This is a genomic window from Bacillus sp. SRB_331 (assembly GCF_003264175.1).
In the GTDB taxonomy this organism is placed as follows: Bacteria; Bacillota; Bacilli; order Bacillales; family Bacillaceae_G; genus Bacillus_A; species Bacillus_A mycoides.
Genome location: NZ_NADV01000021.1, coordinates 373,818 through 390,730, shown reverse-complemented (window position 1 = coordinate 390,730; position 16,913 = coordinate 373,818). Strand labels below are relative to the sequence as shown.

Sequence of the window (16,913 nt, the reverse complement as noted above, 5' to 3'; positions counted from 1 at the left end):
GATTTATGAAAGAAGAAGTTTATCACATAAAAATATTGAAGGCACTCCAATCAAAAGAGTACATTTCAGTAAGAAGAAGAGTATTCCGGCAATTAGTAGAATCGTTAATTTATGAAGAGATCATTACACCGATTCGTATACAAAAGGGAGAGCAAATACTTTTTATTATACAAGGTCTTGATGAAAAGGATCAAAATGTAATGTACCAATGCTATGGGCAAGAACGTATGACATTTGGGCGTATTTGTTTACATGACTCATTAATAATGAGAGTTCAAGATGAGGAAGAAGAAATACAATCAGTTTCACAATTTTTACAGGAGATTTTTCGGATTGTTCAAGTGGATCGAACGAAATTGGATTCTTTTATTCAAGAATTAGAACAAACAATCTTCAAAGATACGATTGCACAATATGAGAGAAGTTGTGAAGAAGACTATCTTGCGAAATCTTATGATGAGCTTGAAAGTCATTTAATAGATGGACACCCGTATCATCCTAGTTATAAAGCACGCATCGGGTTTCAATATCGTGATAATTTTCAATATGGATTTGAATTTATGCAATCAATGAAAATTATATGGATTGCAGTTCATGAGAAATATACGACTGTAGGATATGAAAGTGAAGAGAGTTATAACTGTACCTTTAAAGAAGAAATTGGTGAAAAGAAAATCGAAGAGTATATGGATCGTATTCGAACAATGGACTGTGATTCGAAGAAGTACATGTTTATACCTGTTCATCCTTGGCAGTGGGAGAACTTTATTATTCCGAATTATACTGACCATATACAGGATAAATATATTATTTATTTAGGGAAATCAGAAGATGATTATTGCGCGCAGCAGTCGATGCGGACATTAAGAAATGTTACGAATCGAGAGAAACCATATGTAAAGTTATCAATGAATTTACTCAATACTTCAACTATCCGTACATTAAAACCACATTCGGTTGTGAGTGCACCTGCTATATCGAATTGGTTAAAAGATATAGTAAATCATGACCCTTATTTAAGGGATGAATCGCGTTTAATTTTGTTAAATGAATTTTCGAGTGTTACGTACGATGCGAATAAAAAAGCTACGTATGGCTCATTAGGATGTATTTGGCGCGAAAGCGTTCACAAATATTTAGATAAGAAAGAAGAGGCAATCCCATTTAACGGTTTATATGCCAAGGGAAAAAATGGGACACCAACTATTGATTTGTGGTTAAAGAGATATGGAGTAGAAAGCTGGTTACAATTGCTTATTCAAAAAGCAATTATCCCAGTTGTACACCTCGTTGTAGAGCATGGAGTCGCATTAGAATCACATGGACAAAACATGATTTTAGTTCATGAAGAGGGAATACCAGTCCGTATTGCACTAAAAGATTTTCATGAAGGACTGGAGTTTTATCGTCCATTTTTGAAAGAACTCGAAAAATGTCCTGACTTTACTAAAATGCATAAAACATATGCGAATGGTCAAATGAATGATTTCTTTGAAATGGACCGTATTGAATGTTTACAAGAAATGGTTTTAGATGCGCTTTTCCTATTCAATCTAGGTGAACTGGCTTTCGTGCTGGCAGATGAGTATCAGTTGAAAGAGGAACAATTTTGGATCATTCTTGTTGAAGAAATAGAAGATCATTTTGAAAGATTTTCGCATTTGAAAGAACGTTTTGAAGCATTACAATTATATGCACCTACATTTCATGCAGAGCAATTAACGAAGCGTCGTTTATATATGGATGTGGAATCGCTTGTTCATGAAGTTCCAAATCCATTGTATAGAGCAAAGCAACTTACAATACAAAAATCAGTTGTTACAGGGGGAAATCATGCTAATCGTTAATAAACAAGAATTTAGCAAATATGATTTTGAATTGAGATTACAAGGTTACGAGGGAGTGGAACAATTTCAAGAAGCAGAAGGAAATAGATTTGCACTTTGTCTGAAAGATCCATTCGATATTATTACGCTTGTGTTTTTCCTAAAAGAAAAAAGAGCATCTGTACTACTTATTCATGAAGATACGCCAAAGGATACAGCTATTGAAATGGCAAAGCGCGCAAAGTGTACTGCACTTTTATACGGAGAAAGTAACGACTTTACAAAATTAGAAGTTCCAAATCTATTACAAGAAGAACCGTCTTTATTGCAGTATAGTTCAGGTACAACAGGAGAGCCAAAACTGATTCGTAGAGCATGGACGGAAATTGAAACAGAAATTGCTGCTTACAATGAAGCTTTAAAATGTGAAGAAGACGAAGTGCCAATTGTAATGGCTCCAGTTTCACATTCATACGGATTAATTTGTGGCACGTTATCAGCAATTACGAGAGGTAGTAAGCCTATAATCATTACAAATAAAAACCCTAAATTCGCATTAAATATAGTTCGTAATACCGAAAAACATATCATATACGCAGTACCACTTATGTTACATATTATGGGGAGTTTTCCACAAGGGACTTTTCAGTTTCATAAAATTATGACATCAGGATCACCTTTGCCAGAAACGCTATTTTATAAGTTAAAAGGCATGACGAAATACATGATGCAGCAGTACGGCTGTTCTGAAGCTGGTTGCATTAGTATATGTCATGCTATGGAAACACATTTGGATTTAGGAAAACCACTTCCTCATGTAAGTATTAACATAGGGTCAAATGAAGATGAACCTGAAGAAATCGTAGTGAAAATTGCTGAAAAGGAGATTTATACAAAAGATTTAGGTTATAGATCTGAGCAAGGCATTCATTTCATGGGGCGAATAGATGATGTTATTAATGTGTCCGGTCTAAAGGTATTTCCTATAGAAGTGGAAGAAACGATACTTCGATTAGAAGGTATTCAGGAGGCGATTGTATACCGGGGCAAGCATCCTGCGATGGGAGAAATAGTAAAAGCGAAAGTAGTCTCTCGTATTGAACCAGTACAAATACGAGAATGGTGCATACAGCATTTACCGTCTTATAAAGTGCCACATGAAATTGAAAATGTAGCAGAGATTCCGAAAAATAAAACAGGGAAAGTAAGTCGGAAGTTATTAGAGATGGGAGAGATAACAACATGAGTCGTGAAATGTTAAAAGAAGCAGTTTTAAGTATTATGAGAGAAAAAATGGAACTGAAAAATGTAACGCATTTAGAAGAAACGATGCGTTTAAATCAAGATTTATATATAGATTCGGTAATGATGTTACAGCTTATAGTATACATAGAAATGGATTTAAAGCTATGCGTTCCAGAGGATGAGATAGACCCAAAGGCTTTTCTTACTGTAGGATCTTTGCTTGACTTTATGGAAGAGTTACAGCCGTTACACGAAATAAATGTGAATAACTAACCTTTTAGGAAAGTGGATGAGAGTATGACTTCAATTAAAGTTCACTGTTTAGTGAGTTGTTTTTGTGAAATTATAAAAAGGCGTAGCGATATAGATTTCCGTCCATTTTATTTCGGATTATGGGATGGAGATTTTGATATAACAGAAGACGGGATTATTTCTTATCATTCCGAAAACATTAATCATGATAACTACTTACTTTGGTATGAAAAATTGTATGGCATTAAAGTGAACGAATGGTACGATCATTCAAAAGATAAAAGTAGCAATGTAGAAACATTTTTAGAATTAGTAGAAAATAAGCCGGAAAATCGTTACGTAATTGTAATGGTTGATATGTCTTTATTGCCTGAGAGAGAAAATAAGTTTCATCAAAAACCGTTTCCGCATTACTTAATGATATCGAAGACAGAGAAAGAAGATGAATGGTTCATGCTTGATCCTGATTTTCGCTGGGAAGGGAATATGGAAAGAGAAAAAGTGCTCCATTCTGTTAAAGACAACCCATTTGGTGGAGGCTATTTCATTGATATAGAAGGAATTCAGGAGCCAACACAAGAGATGGTAGAAAGTTATTTCATGGAAACATTCAAAAAAGATGATAATGAACTAACAATGGAATTAAAAAAATTAATAATAAAAATGGTAAATGAAGAGGGTGGGTATTCACTTTCCGGGCTCGTAACGGCAGTAAAGCAAATACCCGTATTGGCAATACGTAAATATAGCTATGAACATGCCTTTGCATACTTCCGTGAAACTTTACAATATTCGGAGCAAGAATTTGATTATTGGTGTGATCGGGTGGAAGACATTGTACAAGGATTTACAAATGTACAGTACCGTGCTATTAAAATGGCAATGACAAATAATAAAGATATGTTATTACCAATTGTTGAGAAACTTGATGAAATGAATACAATTGAACTGCAAATTAAGGATGAACTAGAGAAACAGTTTCTGTTATGGAAAGAAATGATAACAAATCAGTCTTTCTTAACTAATACAAGTTCATTGAATTTAAGATAAGGGAGTTCAAACCAATGAAATATTCGCTATGTACAATTTCATTTCGCCATCAACTAATTTCATTTACTGATATTGTTCAATTTGCATACGAAAACGGTTTTGAAGGAATTGAGTTGTGGGGGACCCATGCACAAAATTTATATATGCAAGAGCGTGAAACGACAGAACGAGAAATAGATTATTTAAAGGATAAAAATTTAGAAGTTACGATGATAAGTGATTACTTGGACATATCATTATTAGCGGATTTTCAAAAAACGATGGAAAAATGTGAACAGCTGGTAACACTAGCTAATTGGTTTAATACAAATAAAATTCGTACGTTTGCCGGGCAAAAAGGTAGTGAGGATTTCTCGGAACAAGAGAGGAAAGAGTATGTGGAGCGAATTCGCATGATTTGTGATCTATTTGCTCAGCATAATATGTATATACTATTAGAAACACATCCAAATACGTTAACGGATACTTTGCCGTCTACTTTGAAATTGTTAGAAGAAGTAAATCATCCATATTTAAAAATAAACCTTGATTTTCTTCATATATGGGAGTCTGGTGCAGACCCTGTAGATAGTTTTCATCGATTAAAGCCGTGGATACAACATTACCATTTTAAGAATATATCATCAGCGGAGTATTTACACGTGTTTGAACCAAATAATGTATATGCCGCTGCTGGAAGTCGTATAGGAATGGTTCCATTATTTGAAGGTATTGTAAACTATGATGAAATCATCCGGGAAGTGAGAGATACTGATCATTTTGCTTCGCTTGAATGGTTTGGGCATAATGCGAAAGATATATTGAAAGAAGAAATGAAAGCATTAACGAATAGAAAATTAGAAGTAGTAAGTTCATAAGGTGAAATGATGAAAGAGTCTCGTTTAGGAGACTCTTTTTTCATTTTATCAATAACCAAAAATTACCATGTATTTAATTTCGGATTTGATACAGTTTAATATATATAAGGAGGTGATCGGTAATGGCTAGAAATCGTAACGCTAATCAATTAGCATCAAATGGAGCACAAGCAGCTCTAGATCAAATGAAATATGAAATTGCACAAGAGTTTGGTGTACAGCTTGGAGCTGATACTTCTTCACGTGCAAACGGTTCTGTAGGCGGTGAAATTACAAAACGCCTTGTAGCGATGGCAGAACAACAGCTTGGTGGCGGATATACTCGCTAAATGTAGAAGGTTATAGGAGAAAGGAAGGATTCTTCCTTTCTTTTTTATTTTCAATTAATTGGTATGGATATATTGTGAACAGGATTCAAAGAATAGGAGTAATGCTATATTTTACCCAATTTCTTTTGTTGTAAATGGAAAGTAGTAAAGATGAAATAGCCCTGGTGGAATGTAAACATAATTTCCAGCAGGGCTATTATATGGTAAGAAATATATGATGAAAGGTTCCGAAATCAACATGTTAAAAAAAGAAAACTGTTGTTTAATTGCACTTGCATCAGTTCCACTTGTTATGACGCTAGGTAATTCAATGCTTATTCCAATCCTGCCAACCATTGAAAAGAAATTACATATTTCATCTTTCCAAGTATCCATGATAATTACAATTTATTCTATCATTGCAATTATACTTATACCGATTGCTGGTTATTTATCAGATAGATGGGGACGAAAGATGGTAATGGTTCCAAGTTTATTAATTGCAGCTATTGGAGGAGCGATAACGGGATGGGTATCATGGAAAGTTGATAACCCTTATGTTTGGATTCTTATCGGAAGAGCAATTCAAGGGATAGGTGCTGCTGGTGCTATGCCAGTTGTCATACCATGTGTCGGTGATTTATACAAAGATGAAAAACAGGTTAGTGCAGGTTTAGGAATCATTGAGACGTCAAATACATTTGGAAAAGTATTGAGTCCCATATTAGGATCAGCTCTTGCAGCTATTGTATGGTTCTTACCATTTTGGGCGATTCCAGTTTTATGTGTAATATCGATTGTTTTACTACTGGTACTAGTAAAGGCGAAGAAACAAGAAGAAGAAGCCCCACCACTTAAGGAATTTATTCAATCTATTATCTCTACGTTTCGAGAAAAGGGAAGATGGTTAATTGCCATTTTTATACTAGGTGCAATTATTATGCTTATTTTATTCGGAATACTTTTTTATCTGTCAACTATACTGGAGTCGAAGTACGATATTCATGGTATATGGAAAGGGTGTGTAATCGCTATTCCTTTACTTGTACTATCACTTAGCTCATATATGGCTGGTAAAAAAATTGGAGATAAACAAGATATTATGAAAAAGTGTATCTATATTGGATTTTTACTGGCTGCTGCATCTGTCTTCTTACCTTTATTTCTAAAAGGAATCTATTTGCTACTTCTTTGTCTCGTTATTATGGGGGGAGGAATTGGTATGGCGTTACCATGTCTAGATGCTCTTATTACACAAGGGATTGAAAAAGAGCAGAGGGGGACAGTTACGTCATTTTATAGTTCAATGCGATTTATCGGTGTAGCAGCTGGACCACCCCTGTATTCTTTTTTTATGAAAGGGGCAGACCATGAAGTGTTTTATTTAACAAGCATCTTCGCTGCTATTGGTGCTGTCATAGCAATTATTTGGATTAAACCAGCAAAAGATGAAATGATGTTAAAACAGAAACCGGAACCAACTTCATAATGCGAAAGAGAATTGCATGCCAATTACATAACATGCAATTCTCTTTAATTAGTTAGGAAAAACAACTTGTTTTAACATATAAAGTGCGACTCCCCATATGAGTAGCCCTGAAATTTTATTTAATACTATAATCGTTTTTCCTGTTGAGTCAAATCCTTTTAGAAATTTTCCAGCAAAAGCTAAACTAATAAACCAGATCCAAGAAACTATAATTGTTGCAAAAGTGAAAGCCCATTTCTCATTTCCTATGTACTGTATAGAGTTTGTTCCGATTACACCAATTGTGTCTAAAATTGCGTGTGGATTTAGTAATGAAACTGATGCGGCGAAAATAATTTGATTTTTTAAAGGCATGCTTTTTTCTTGTTTTACATCATTTGAAGAATCGCTTCTCCAAATAACCCAGCCCATATACATAAGAAAGAAAAATCCAATCATATACAAGGTGGTTGTTAACCAAGAGAAAGTTAAGAGGACAAGGGAGACACCTTGTACAGCAATTAATATTAATAATGTATCACATATAGATGCAGTCAAGACTACAGGAGCAGCTCGCCAAATATTTGGTTGACTAGCGCCTTGGTTAAAGACGAAAACATTTTGGACACCTAATGGAATGATAAGACCAAATGCAAGGATGATCCCGTGAATAATTGCTTCACTCATCAGATTACCTCCTACTTAATTTGATTAATTATGATAGTCTATATTGTATAGAAGAAATGAAAATTTGTATCCATCCATATGGTTGGATAGGTTACCAACCATAAAATATGTGAGGTGATATAATGGAAAGGCTCGTTTGGAAACCTAATATGTCTTCATCTATTCCTTTGTATAAACAAATAGAATCTTATATAAAAGAGAGAATTGTTAATGGGGAATGGACAATTGGAACTAAATTACCTTCACAAAGAGCTTTGGCGCATGCGTTTGAAGTGAACCGAAGTACAATTGTAATGGCTTTCGATGAGTTAATAGCAAAAGGGTATATTGAGGGGAATGGACGGAAGGGAACAATTGTTATAAAAAATAGTGAGAATACTTCAACATATGCCCCGCCTCCAAACTGGCAGTCTTACGTAGAAACAGGACTTCATTATCCGAATCTTCCTGCTGTACAAGAGATTAATCAAGCTGAATTTACTCCCAATGTAATTCGATTAGGAACAGGTGAACTTTCACCGAGTCTCTTACCTGAGAAAAAGATGAAGGGTATTATTAATAAAATTTTACAATCAAATGTTCCACTTGGGTATGAGGAACCGAAAGGGAATCTCCATTTAAGAGAAAAAATTGCGGAATATTTAAAAGGGCATGGGGTATATGTATCTCCTGACTCTATTTTAATTGTTTCAGGGGCAATTCAAGCATTGCAGCTTATTTCTATGGGGCTTCTTCCGAAAGGAGCGTCAATTTTATTAGAAAAACCATCATATTTATATTCGCTTAATGTATTTCAATCAGCAGGAATGCGCTTGATTGGAATACCAATGAATGAGAATGGTATAAATACTTCATACATTACAAAATATAAGAAACAATTTAACGCATCTATTTTATATACAATCCCATCTTTTCATAATCCGACCAATTTTAGTATGAACGCTAAGAAGAGGGAAGAAGTGATGGATATATGTAATGAAATTGGATTACCTATTATTGAGGACGCGGTATATCAAGATTTATGGTTCGATGCACCAGTTTCAAAACCTTTAAAGGCATATGATAAAAATGGGATCGTGCTACATATTGGAAGTATGTCCAAAGTCATTAGTCCTGGTTTAAGAATTGGGTGGGTTGTTGGATCAGAATCCGTTATTCAAAGATTAGCAGATATAAAAATGCAAACTGATTATGGTTCAAGTTCTATATCCCAGCAGATTGCAGCGGAGTGGTTTGAAAATGGATTGTATGATAAACATTTACAGTTTGTAAGAAGTGAATTGAAAAAACGTAGAGATTTTATGATAAGTATGTTAGAAAAGTATTGTAGTGGCATTGCAACTTGGCATGAGCCAGCAGGAAGCTTTTACATTTGGCTACATATAAATCTACCAATTTCGAATCGTAGTTTATTTGAAAAAGCTTTACAAGAAAAGGTGTTGTTAAACCCAGGCACTTTGTATGATAGAAGTGCTAACCAATTTTTACGTCTTTCTTATTCCTATGCAACTGTAGAAGAAATTGAAGTTGGAATAAAAAAGATCGCGCAATTAATTAAAATGTAAAAGGAGAAAACCATGAAACAATATGTGATTTGCCAAATGATTGATGGAGATAAATATTTAGCTGCTTATGCGGAGACAAAACAGGATGCAATTGAAAAAGCAGAATTGCTAGGTTTAAGAACTGGAAATCGTTACATAGTAATTACCGCAAAAGAAGCAGAAGGGTTAACTTATCCTTAAATAATGGGAGAGTACATAAGAAGTAAATAAGCCTAATAATGTACTATATTATTAGGCTTATTTACTATTAAAGTGTGACAGGGAAAATAATATAATTATGAGTCAAGTTGACGGAAATACCGATTTGTTTTTCGATCCTGATTTCCGTCTCTATATTCATCAACATATTGTCTGAAGTTCCAGGATTGTAAAAACTTATTAGCTGCATTATAACCAGAGTTATAGAGCCATTCTTTCTCTTCTTTAGTTAGTTGAAAATTAGTACTGGTAATGCTTCCTGTCGGAATTGTAATAGTTCTAGCCTTTGATTCTTTATCTAAATGACGTAAATCATGAGCTTGCATCATCGTTTTAAATAATCCTTTGAACATGGAAATAGGTTCGTCATAGTGGGCGGGATCAGCTTGAATCTCATCTTTTACAAAATGAAATCCAAAGGTAGGCCAGCGAGGAGAAGTCGGTGAATCGAAAATCCAAATTGGGTAATTACTTAAAATACCGCCGTCAACCATATAACAAGGCTGCTTCCATTTTGGTGTTCTCCATTTCACTGGTTCGAAGAAGAAAGGAATGGTTCCACTCATTCTTACTGCTCTAGCGATAGAGAAGCGGTAATTTAAAAATCCGTAGTTTGGTAAGTCATCGGGAAAAATAACCATTTTACCATTGCTTATATCTGAAGCAATAATTTTGAGTTTATTCAAATCGGATAAGTCTGTAAACAAATGAATTCCTTTTTTTCTAAGCAGGTCTTCTAGCCATTCTTCGAGAAATACATTTGAATAAATACCTAGAGTAGACCAAGCGCTTAATCCTTTACCAATAAAGGGGATTTTATCAAGAAAAGTTTTTTTAGTGAATTTTTCATAATCAATGTCTGTTACAATCGTCTTTAATTCGGAACAAGAATATCCTGCTGCTAGAAGAGCTGCAATAATAGCGCCGGCTGATGTTCCAGCTAAACGTTCCCATTCATATCCTTTTTCGGCTAACGCGCAAATTGCCCCTACATGAGCAATTCCGCGTACACCGCCTCCTTCAAAAACACCATCAATTTTCATTGAACATACTTCCTTTCTAAAAAATGAAAATGGAAAAAAAGCACGTATTGTACGTGCTTTTTACAATAGTTTTTAAGTTTACTAGCAGCCTACAAAGCCGCCCCAACAGCTAGCTCCGATGATGATTAGAAGGATAAATAAAACGATTAATAAAGCGAAACCTCCATAACCACAACCGCCACCACAACTACCGCCGTAACCGTAACCACCGCCGTAACCGCCGCAACTATATCCGTAACCCATGTGGAATTCCTCCTTAAATTAAAAATAAAAATGAACGAGGGGAAAATGTACTGGAAGAAATAAAGAACTATCGTGTTTGTAGGAACAATGTATACTATGCTTTTTTAAACTTGTTCGCGTACGAGGGATAAGCCCGTTTTTTGGAGGGCTTGTTGAATTTACAATGAATGAAGTATAATCTTTGTGCTATGATACAAATAAGTATGTAAATGTAAGGAGAATTTATGGAACAGAAAATTGAAATATTAATTGATAAATATGAACTAACACATTTGAAACAGGAACTTATTAATACTGTATTTCCTTGTATAAAAGTTGTGCCAAAACAACAGGAAATAATTGCGATAGGCAGTTCGAAAATGGGCGGAGTTCCTGATTTGCCAAATACATTTGAATATCCAACATACAAAGAGAATCCGTTACGTTTTATCGCACAATTTAATTTAAGTGATTTACAAAACGTTGGTATGGATCATAATCTTCCTAAGACAGGGATGTTATATTTCTTTAGTATTGAAAATTACTTTGAAGAAGATGTGGATCCAACCGAAGCTGGACGTGTACTTTATTATGATATCCCTGTAGAGCAATTACGTAGAGCAGATGAAATACAATCGAAATATAACCAGTGTGCAATTACTTTTGAACTGACGTATAAATTACCGGAGCTTTTCATTGAAGATGAGGCGGATTCAGATCGTTTCTTGCAATTACTTGAAGAGCTAATCCCAGACAACTATGATAATCATCAAATGTTTGGAGAACCATTCTCTGTACAAGATGAGGTATTGTACGAGACTGGACAATATATGGGGATAGATCCACAGCATATGACGCTCTTATTCCAAATTGATTCAGATACTAAAAATTGTAATATGATGTGGGGAGATTTAGGGATGCTTTATTTCTGTATTGGAAATGAAGACTTGAAAAATCGCCATTTTGAAAATACATGCTGTGTGTTGCAAACTTGCTAAAAAAAGGGTTGTTCTTTTTCTAAAAGAACCACCCTTTTAAAAATGTTAAATATGCATAATCTCATATGACCTATTTTGAAAAGTATTGTATACTCTGAAACTATACGATACTTTTTGTATAGTTATAGAATGTAAGGAGTGACAAGATGGGAAAGACAAGTAAGTATGTGACAGCTGCCGCACTTTGTTCAACTATAGTAATGGGAGGCTTACAGGCGTCAGCTGTATCTTATGCGGCTACGAATCCGACTACAGTGACAACACAATCAGATGCAAAGTTGTTAAATGATTTCAGAAAAGAATTAAAAAAACAGATTGATAATAGAGAAGAAAATATTACAATCACATATAAAACAAAAGATAGAAATGCTAGAAATATTATGGACCAATTGTATGGCGAGTTTAATAAAATTGTAGATGCTGATGAGTATGTAAAATATAATGTAGCGTCTACTAAATATTCTATAAAAGGGATGCCTGGGAATTATACATTTACATTACAAGTGAAGTATCGTGAATCAAAAGAGCAAACACAGTATGTAAAGTCTCAGGCGAAAGCAATTGTAAATTCTATCATTAAACAAGGCATGGATGAACATGAAAAAGTGAAAGCTATTCATGATTATGTTGTGAAACAAGTATCATATGATACGTCTTATCAAGCATATACAGCGTATGAAGCGTTAGCGAATCGTTCTGCCGTTTGCCAAGGATATACATTGTTAACATATCAATTACTAAAAGAAGCAGGTATTCAAAATCATATTGTAACAGGTACAGGGAATGGACAAGCTCACGCATGGAATTTAGTGAACATTGATAACAAGTGGTACCACCTTGATACTACATTCGATGATCCAGTTCCTGATAAAGCTGGGCGCGTAACATATTCATATTTTAATATGTCTGATGAACAATTAAGCAAAGACCATGAATGGGATCGTAGTGAATATCCAGCGGCAACTACAAGTTACTTCAACGAATTAACAAGCAAAATAAAAGCCGGTAGTTCAAAAACTGCTGTATATGAACAAATGTTAAAAGAAACAAATTTAAAGTATTTATCTGCACAATACGGAGCGGAAAATTACAATGAGTTTAAGAAAAAATTACAGCAACAATTTGCTTCCAAGCCAGAAAAAGTAGAAGTACGATATAAGCAGTCAATGGATGGAACGATGCAAGATATAAAGAAAGTATTAAATGAAATAACTTGGCCAAAAGGTGCAAAGCGTGTATCTTATCAAGTTGCGCCATATAGTGCAATGACAGGTTATTCATTAGCGACAATTACATTTACGTATTAATGAAAAAGAGCATCTTTAAAAGGTGCTCTTTTTGCGTTTGATTATAATTCTAGTGACTATTTAGAATTATGTGATAAAATAATTCTAAATAGAGGATGTGATAGCTGAATGAATTTGTTCGAAAATAATATATTTGCATTGATATATTTTTGTCTAGTAATCGGACTTATCGTTTTGTTTTTTGTATCATTTACTCTGTTCATTAAAAGATTATTGCAAAACAACACTATGAAAAAACAACATGTGATTAATATGGATCAGAAGTTAGATCGGATTATTGAATTGCTTGAAAAAGATAAAAAAGAATAATGGAAGATGGATAAAAAGGAGAAGCAGATGGCGAATTATATAAAGGAATTACGTGAAAAAATAGGGCATGATTATGTTATTTTGAATTTTGCAGGAGGTTGTGTATTTAATGAATTTGGTGAAGTGCTTCTGCAAAAAAGAGGAGACTTTAATGCTTGGGGATTTCCAGGCGGTGCAATGGAAATCGGGGAATCTGCGGCAGAAACTGCGATTCGAGAAATAAAAGAAGAAACAGGATATGATGTGGAAATTGATGAGCTCATTGGTGTGTATACGAAATATTTTCAAGCATATCCGAATGGAGATCAGGCACAGGCAATTGTAATATTTTTTAAGTTTTCAATCGTTGGAGGGAATACAAAAATAGACGGTGATGAAACGTTAGATTTGCAGTTTTTCCCTTTAGACAAAATGCCGCCATTGTTTAATAAACAACATGAAGATTGCTTACAGGATTTATTAGAGAAAAGAGTAGGGGTATATCGTTAACGTATAAAAAAGAAGCTAAATGAGATTAGCTTCTTTTTTATGTTCTATTTCCACCAATCATCAAACATTGACGCTGGTACTTGTCTTTTATGTTCACTCACTTTATAACGCTTCTCGATCTTTTCAGCAACGTCAGCTGGAACGGATTTACCTTCTAAATAGTCATCTAATTGATCGTAAGTAATGCCTAGCTCTGTTTCATCAGCTTGACCTGGTTTTTCATCTAATAAATCAGCTGTTGGCATTTTTAAGTAAAGTCGCTCGTCTGCACCTAATTCTTGTAATAAATCACGTCCTTGGCGTTTCGTTAATCCCGTTAATGGTAATAAATCTGCACCGCCATCTCCGAATTTTGTGAAGAAACCTGTTACAGCTTCAGCAGCATGATCAGTTCCGATAACGAGTAGCCCTTGTTGTCCGCCGATTGCGTATTGTGTAACCATGCGAATGCGTGCTTTTACGTTTCCTTTATTGAAATCTGTTAATGATTCACCTAATAAGTTTTCGTATTGATTTGAGAAGGCATCAACTGTTGAAGCGATATCAAAAGCAACAGACTGATCAGCTTGAATAAATTGTAATGCTAATTGTGCATCATCTTCATCTTTTTGTACTTTGTATGGAAGACGTACGGAGATAAACGTTGCGTTACCACCTTCATTACGAACTTCTTCGACTGCAAGCTGTGCTAAACGTCCTGCCAGTGTAGAGTCTTGTCCGCCACTAATTCCAAGTACAAATCCTTTTGCACCTGTAGTTTTTAAATAAGCTTTTAAGAAATCAATTCGTTTACGAATTTCTACTTTCGGATCAATTACAGGCTGAACATGTAATGCTTTCATAATTTGTTCTTGTAATGTCATTATGTTTTCCTCCTATTCATATTAAAGCGGTAAATAAGTTTATATGTATATTGGTACATACTTCTATCCTTTATTATTTCGCAAAACTAACGAATATACAATAGGATGCGTGTATGAATATGAATGTAGTCATTATAATGAAACTGTTTTATATAAGCAATTGTTTAAAACCTTTCAATAATGTAAGGTTTTTGTCATTTGAATCGATGGAAGGTATTTCCGAACTTTACTAATATAAAAGTATAGTTAGTAGAAGGGCGGAGAAGTAGTATGAACATTAGAGAACTCGCATTTCGAAATGTAACGCGAAATAGACGAACATACTCAGCTTATTTTTTGAGTAGTGCATTTGCAATTATGGCCTTTTTTGTGTATTCATTTTTTGCGTTTCATCCGGCATTAAGTGCTGGAGAATTAGGACAGTACGTATTCGTAAGTATGTCTTTTGCGCAGTCTATTATTTACTTATTTACATTCTTTTTTATTTTATATTCAATGGGAATGTTTTTAAAAACGAGAAAGCGTGAACTAGGAATTTTAATGATGTTAGGTATGACGAAATATCAATTAAAGCGTCTTATCTTCTTTGAAAATATAATGATTGGAATAGGGGCAATAATTTTTGGGATTCTTTCAGGTATGTTGTTTTCAGGAATATTAATATTTGTAGCTCCGATGATATTAAAACTAGATATCTCTTTATCCTATTACATACCGATGAAAGCGATTGTTGTAACGAGTATTATGTTTTTCGTATTATTTATGATCATTTCATTGTTTAGTGCAGGAATGGTTCGTAAAAATAAAATTATGAAATTGTTTAGAGGATCAGCAGAGGCGAAGCCAGAACCGAAGGCATCTATAATTTCTTCTATATTAGCAGTAGTATTGCTTAGTGCTGGTTATGCAGGAGCTCTTATGTCACATGGTGCAATGGTATTTATAATGATGATTCCTGTTACAACGGTAGTCATTATTGGTACGTATTTGCTGTACAAGCAGTTGAGCGTCTTTATTATTAGACTATGTAAAAAAAGTAAACGTTTCTATTGGACACAGACAAATATTATTACTTTGTCAGATTTAGCATACCGTATGAGAGATAACGCAAGAATGTTCTTTATTGTAACGATTATTTCAACAGTAGCATTTTCAGCAATAGGTACATTGGTTGGGTTTGCTTCGATGACGAAAGAAATTATGGACAGACCAATTGCGTTTCACTATCAGTCTAAGCAAGGTAATAGCAATGAGCCACAGCATCTGAAAATCATTGACGAAGGATTAAAGAAACATAATATAGCAGCTTCAAAAATAAATATTTCATCGAAGAAAACGGAGGAGCAGTCGTTAAGAAGCGTCATTTTTATAAAAGAATCAGATTATAAAGAATATGCAAAGTTAACAGGAGAACCATTTAATACTGTATCAAATAAAGAGGCTTTATTTTTGTCAGTCGAAATACCCGGACCACCGATGAAAGAAAGAAAAGAAATTACTTTACCAAATATGAATGACCCTTTAAATGTGAAAAAAGTTAATACTTCTTCATTAAGTAAAATACTAAGAGGTAATGTGTATGTAATCTCTAAAAAACAATATGATTCATTACAAGATGGATTTAAAGAAGAAAAAGATTATATGTATAAAACACAATCCGCAAAAGATGAAATTGAGGTTGGTAAAGAGCTTACGAATCAGATTAAGCCTTATCAAGAACATGCAACGTTTAGTGCAGAAGAGTACGATCAAAATCAAAGTCTACAAATCGCAGGACCCATTTTATTTGTAGGTTTCTTTATTGGTATTGTATTTTTCGTTTGTGCAGGAAGCTTCCTTTACTTCCGTTTATTTTCAGATTTGGAGGACGATACTCGTTTATTTGAAATGATTCGAAAAGTTGGATTGACGAGAGGGGAATTATCGAAAGTAGTCACAATCCGCTTAGCGCTTTTATTCTTCGTTCCAGTTGGAGTTGCAACATTACACGGGGCAGTAGCATTAACTGCGTTAGGACAAATGTTTGAGTACTCACTGTTTAAAGAAAATACAATTGTATTAAGTATTTTCGTAGGTATTCAAGTTGTATACTTCTTAATTATACGATCGCGTTATTTAAAACAATTGAAAGAAAGATTGAATATTCGTTAAATGTGTTTTTTTAACTTTTGTACTATATTTTCTAAAAAGAGTAAGGCATTACCAAATATATAGTGATAAAATGAA

The 16,913-nt window shown here is 34.2% G+C and carries 18 protein-coding genes; 14 read left to right on the top strand and 4 right to left on the bottom strand.

Features of this window, described 5'->3' with window-relative positions; genetic code table 11:
• The first annotated feature begins 5 nt into the window (after positions 1 to 5).
• The 7 genes from B5P42_RS16085 to bcbE all read left to right on the top strand — a co-directional run bounded on the left by B5P42_RS16085 (position 6) and on the right by bcbE (position 7,027).
• Entirely contained in the window at positions 6 to 1,847 is a 1,842-nt protein-coding gene (locus B5P42_RS16085) for an IucA/IucC family protein (RefSeq protein ID WP_016120048.1), read from the top strand.
• Complete coding sequence (locus B5P42_RS16080) at positions 1,834 to 3,072, top strand: AMP-binding protein (protein ID WP_113734646.1); 1,239 nt, start codon at positions 1,834 to 1,836, stop codon at positions 3,070 to 3,072. The genes B5P42_RS16085 and B5P42_RS16080 overlap by 14 nt, the downstream gene beginning before the upstream one ends.
• A complete protein-coding gene (gene asbD, locus B5P42_RS16075) occupies positions 3,069 to 3,344 on the top strand; it encodes a petrobactin biosynthesis protein AsbD (RefSeq protein WP_002064932.1) in 276 nt (91 codons plus the stop codon). The genes B5P42_RS16080 and asbD overlap by 4 nt, the downstream gene beginning before the upstream one ends.
• A gap of 24 nt (positions 3,345 to 3,368) precedes the next feature.
• The gene (locus tag B5P42_RS16070) at positions 3,369 to 4,373 is read left to right on the top strand and encodes a DUF6005 family protein (RefSeq protein WP_044444246.1); all 1,005 of its coding nucleotides are present in this window, start codon (positions 3,369 to 3,371) and stop codon (positions 4,371 to 4,373) included.
• A 14-nt stretch (positions 4,374 to 4,387) separates the two neighbouring features.
• Complete coding sequence (locus tag B5P42_RS16065; RefSeq protein WP_113734645.1) at positions 4,388 to 5,230, top strand: sugar phosphate isomerase/epimerase family protein; 843 nt, start codon at positions 4,388 to 4,390, stop codon at positions 5,228 to 5,230.
• 122 nt (positions 5,231 to 5,352) lie between these two features.
• Positions 5,353 to 5,559, top strand: coding sequence for an alpha/beta-type small acid-soluble spore protein (locus B5P42_RS16060; RefSeq protein WP_113734644.1), 207 nt, complete (start codon positions 5,353 to 5,355; stop codon positions 5,557 to 5,559).
• A gap of 217 nt (positions 5,560 to 5,776) precedes the next feature.
• Positions 5,777 to 7,027: a bacillibactin exporter BcbE gene (bcbE, locus tag B5P42_RS16055; RefSeq protein WP_113734643.1), complete on the top strand. Its 1,251-nt coding sequence runs from the start codon at positions 5,777 to 5,779 to the stop codon at positions 7,025 to 7,027.
• Between the two features lie 48 nt (positions 7,028 to 7,075).
• On the opposite strand, the gene B5P42_RS16050 is transcribed toward bcbE, so the two are convergent.
• Positions 7,076 to 7,693 carry a LysE/ArgO family amino acid transporter gene (locus B5P42_RS16050; RefSeq protein WP_113734642.1) on the bottom strand — a complete coding sequence of 206 codons (618 nt, stop codon included), beginning with the start codon at positions 7,691 to 7,693 and terminating at the stop codon, positions 7,076 to 7,078.
• Between the two features lie 122 nt (positions 7,694 to 7,815).
• Here B5P42_RS16050 and B5P42_RS16045 point away from each other — a divergent pair, with 122 nt between their 5' ends.
• Both B5P42_RS16045 and B5P42_RS16040 read left to right on the top strand, forming a co-directional pair.
• Entirely contained in the window at positions 7,816 to 9,258 is a 1,443-nt protein-coding gene (locus B5P42_RS16045) for an aminotransferase-like domain-containing protein (RefSeq protein WP_113734641.1), read from the top strand.
• Between the two features lie 12 nt (positions 9,259 to 9,270).
• A complete protein-coding gene (locus tag B5P42_RS16040; RefSeq protein WP_002086120.1) occupies positions 9,271 to 9,438 on the top strand; it encodes a DUF3933 family protein in 168 nt (55 codons plus the stop codon).
• Positions 9,439 to 9,533: 95 nt separating this feature from the next.
• Here B5P42_RS16040 and B5P42_RS16035 read toward each other — a convergent pair whose 3' ends face one another.
• On the bottom strand, positions 9,534 to 10,499 hold the full coding sequence (locus B5P42_RS16035; protein WP_113734640.1) for a patatin-like phospholipase family protein: 966 nt from the start codon (positions 10,497 to 10,499) through the stop codon (positions 9,534 to 9,536).
• 81 nt (positions 10,500 to 10,580) lie between these two features.
• Positions 10,581 to 10,742, bottom strand: a complete 162-nt coding sequence (locus B5P42_RS16030) for a YjcZ family sporulation protein (RefSeq protein ID WP_002012392.1) — start codon at positions 10,740 to 10,742, stop codon at positions 10,581 to 10,583.
• 224 nt (positions 10,743 to 10,966) lie between these two features.
• Here B5P42_RS16030 and B5P42_RS16025 point away from each other — a divergent pair, with 224 nt between their 5' ends.
• The 4 genes from B5P42_RS16025 to B5P42_RS16010 all read left to right on the top strand — a co-directional run bounded on the left by B5P42_RS16025 (position 10,967) and on the right by B5P42_RS16010 (position 13,824).
• Entirely contained in the window at positions 10,967 to 11,719 is a 753-nt protein-coding gene (locus tag B5P42_RS16025; protein ID WP_113734639.1) for a YwqG family protein, read from the top strand.
• A 146-nt stretch (positions 11,720 to 11,865) separates the two neighbouring features.
• The gene (locus tag B5P42_RS16020) at positions 11,866 to 13,026 is read left to right on the top strand and encodes a transglutaminase domain-containing protein (protein WP_088032600.1); all 1,161 of its coding nucleotides are present in this window, start codon (positions 11,866 to 11,868) and stop codon (positions 13,024 to 13,026) included.
• A gap of 108 nt (positions 13,027 to 13,134) precedes the next feature.
• Positions 13,135 to 13,335 (top strand): DUF4083 domain-containing protein, encoded by a 201-nt coding sequence (locus B5P42_RS16015; protein WP_113734638.1) that lies wholly within the window; start codon positions 13,135 to 13,137, stop codon positions 13,333 to 13,335.
• Positions 13,336 to 13,362: 27 nt separating this feature from the next.
• Positions 13,363 to 13,824 (top strand): NUDIX hydrolase, encoded by a 462-nt coding sequence (locus B5P42_RS16010; protein WP_002130989.1) that lies wholly within the window; start codon positions 13,363 to 13,365, stop codon positions 13,822 to 13,824.
• Positions 13,825 to 13,868: 44 nt separating this feature from the next.
• On the opposite strand, the gene nadE is transcribed toward B5P42_RS16010, so the two are convergent.
• Positions 13,869 to 14,687, bottom strand: coding sequence for an ammonia-dependent NAD(+) synthetase (nadE, locus tag B5P42_RS16005; protein ID WP_044444240.1), 819 nt, complete (start codon positions 14,685 to 14,687; stop codon positions 13,869 to 13,871).
• A 270-nt stretch (positions 14,688 to 14,957) separates the two neighbouring features.
• On the opposite strand from nadE, the gene B5P42_RS16000 reads away from it, so the two are divergent.
• A complete protein-coding gene (locus tag B5P42_RS16000; RefSeq protein WP_113734637.1) occupies positions 14,958 to 16,838 on the top strand; it encodes an FtsX-like permease family protein in 1,881 nt (626 codons plus the stop codon).
• The last annotated feature ends 75 nt before the right edge of the window (positions 16,839 to 16,913 follow it).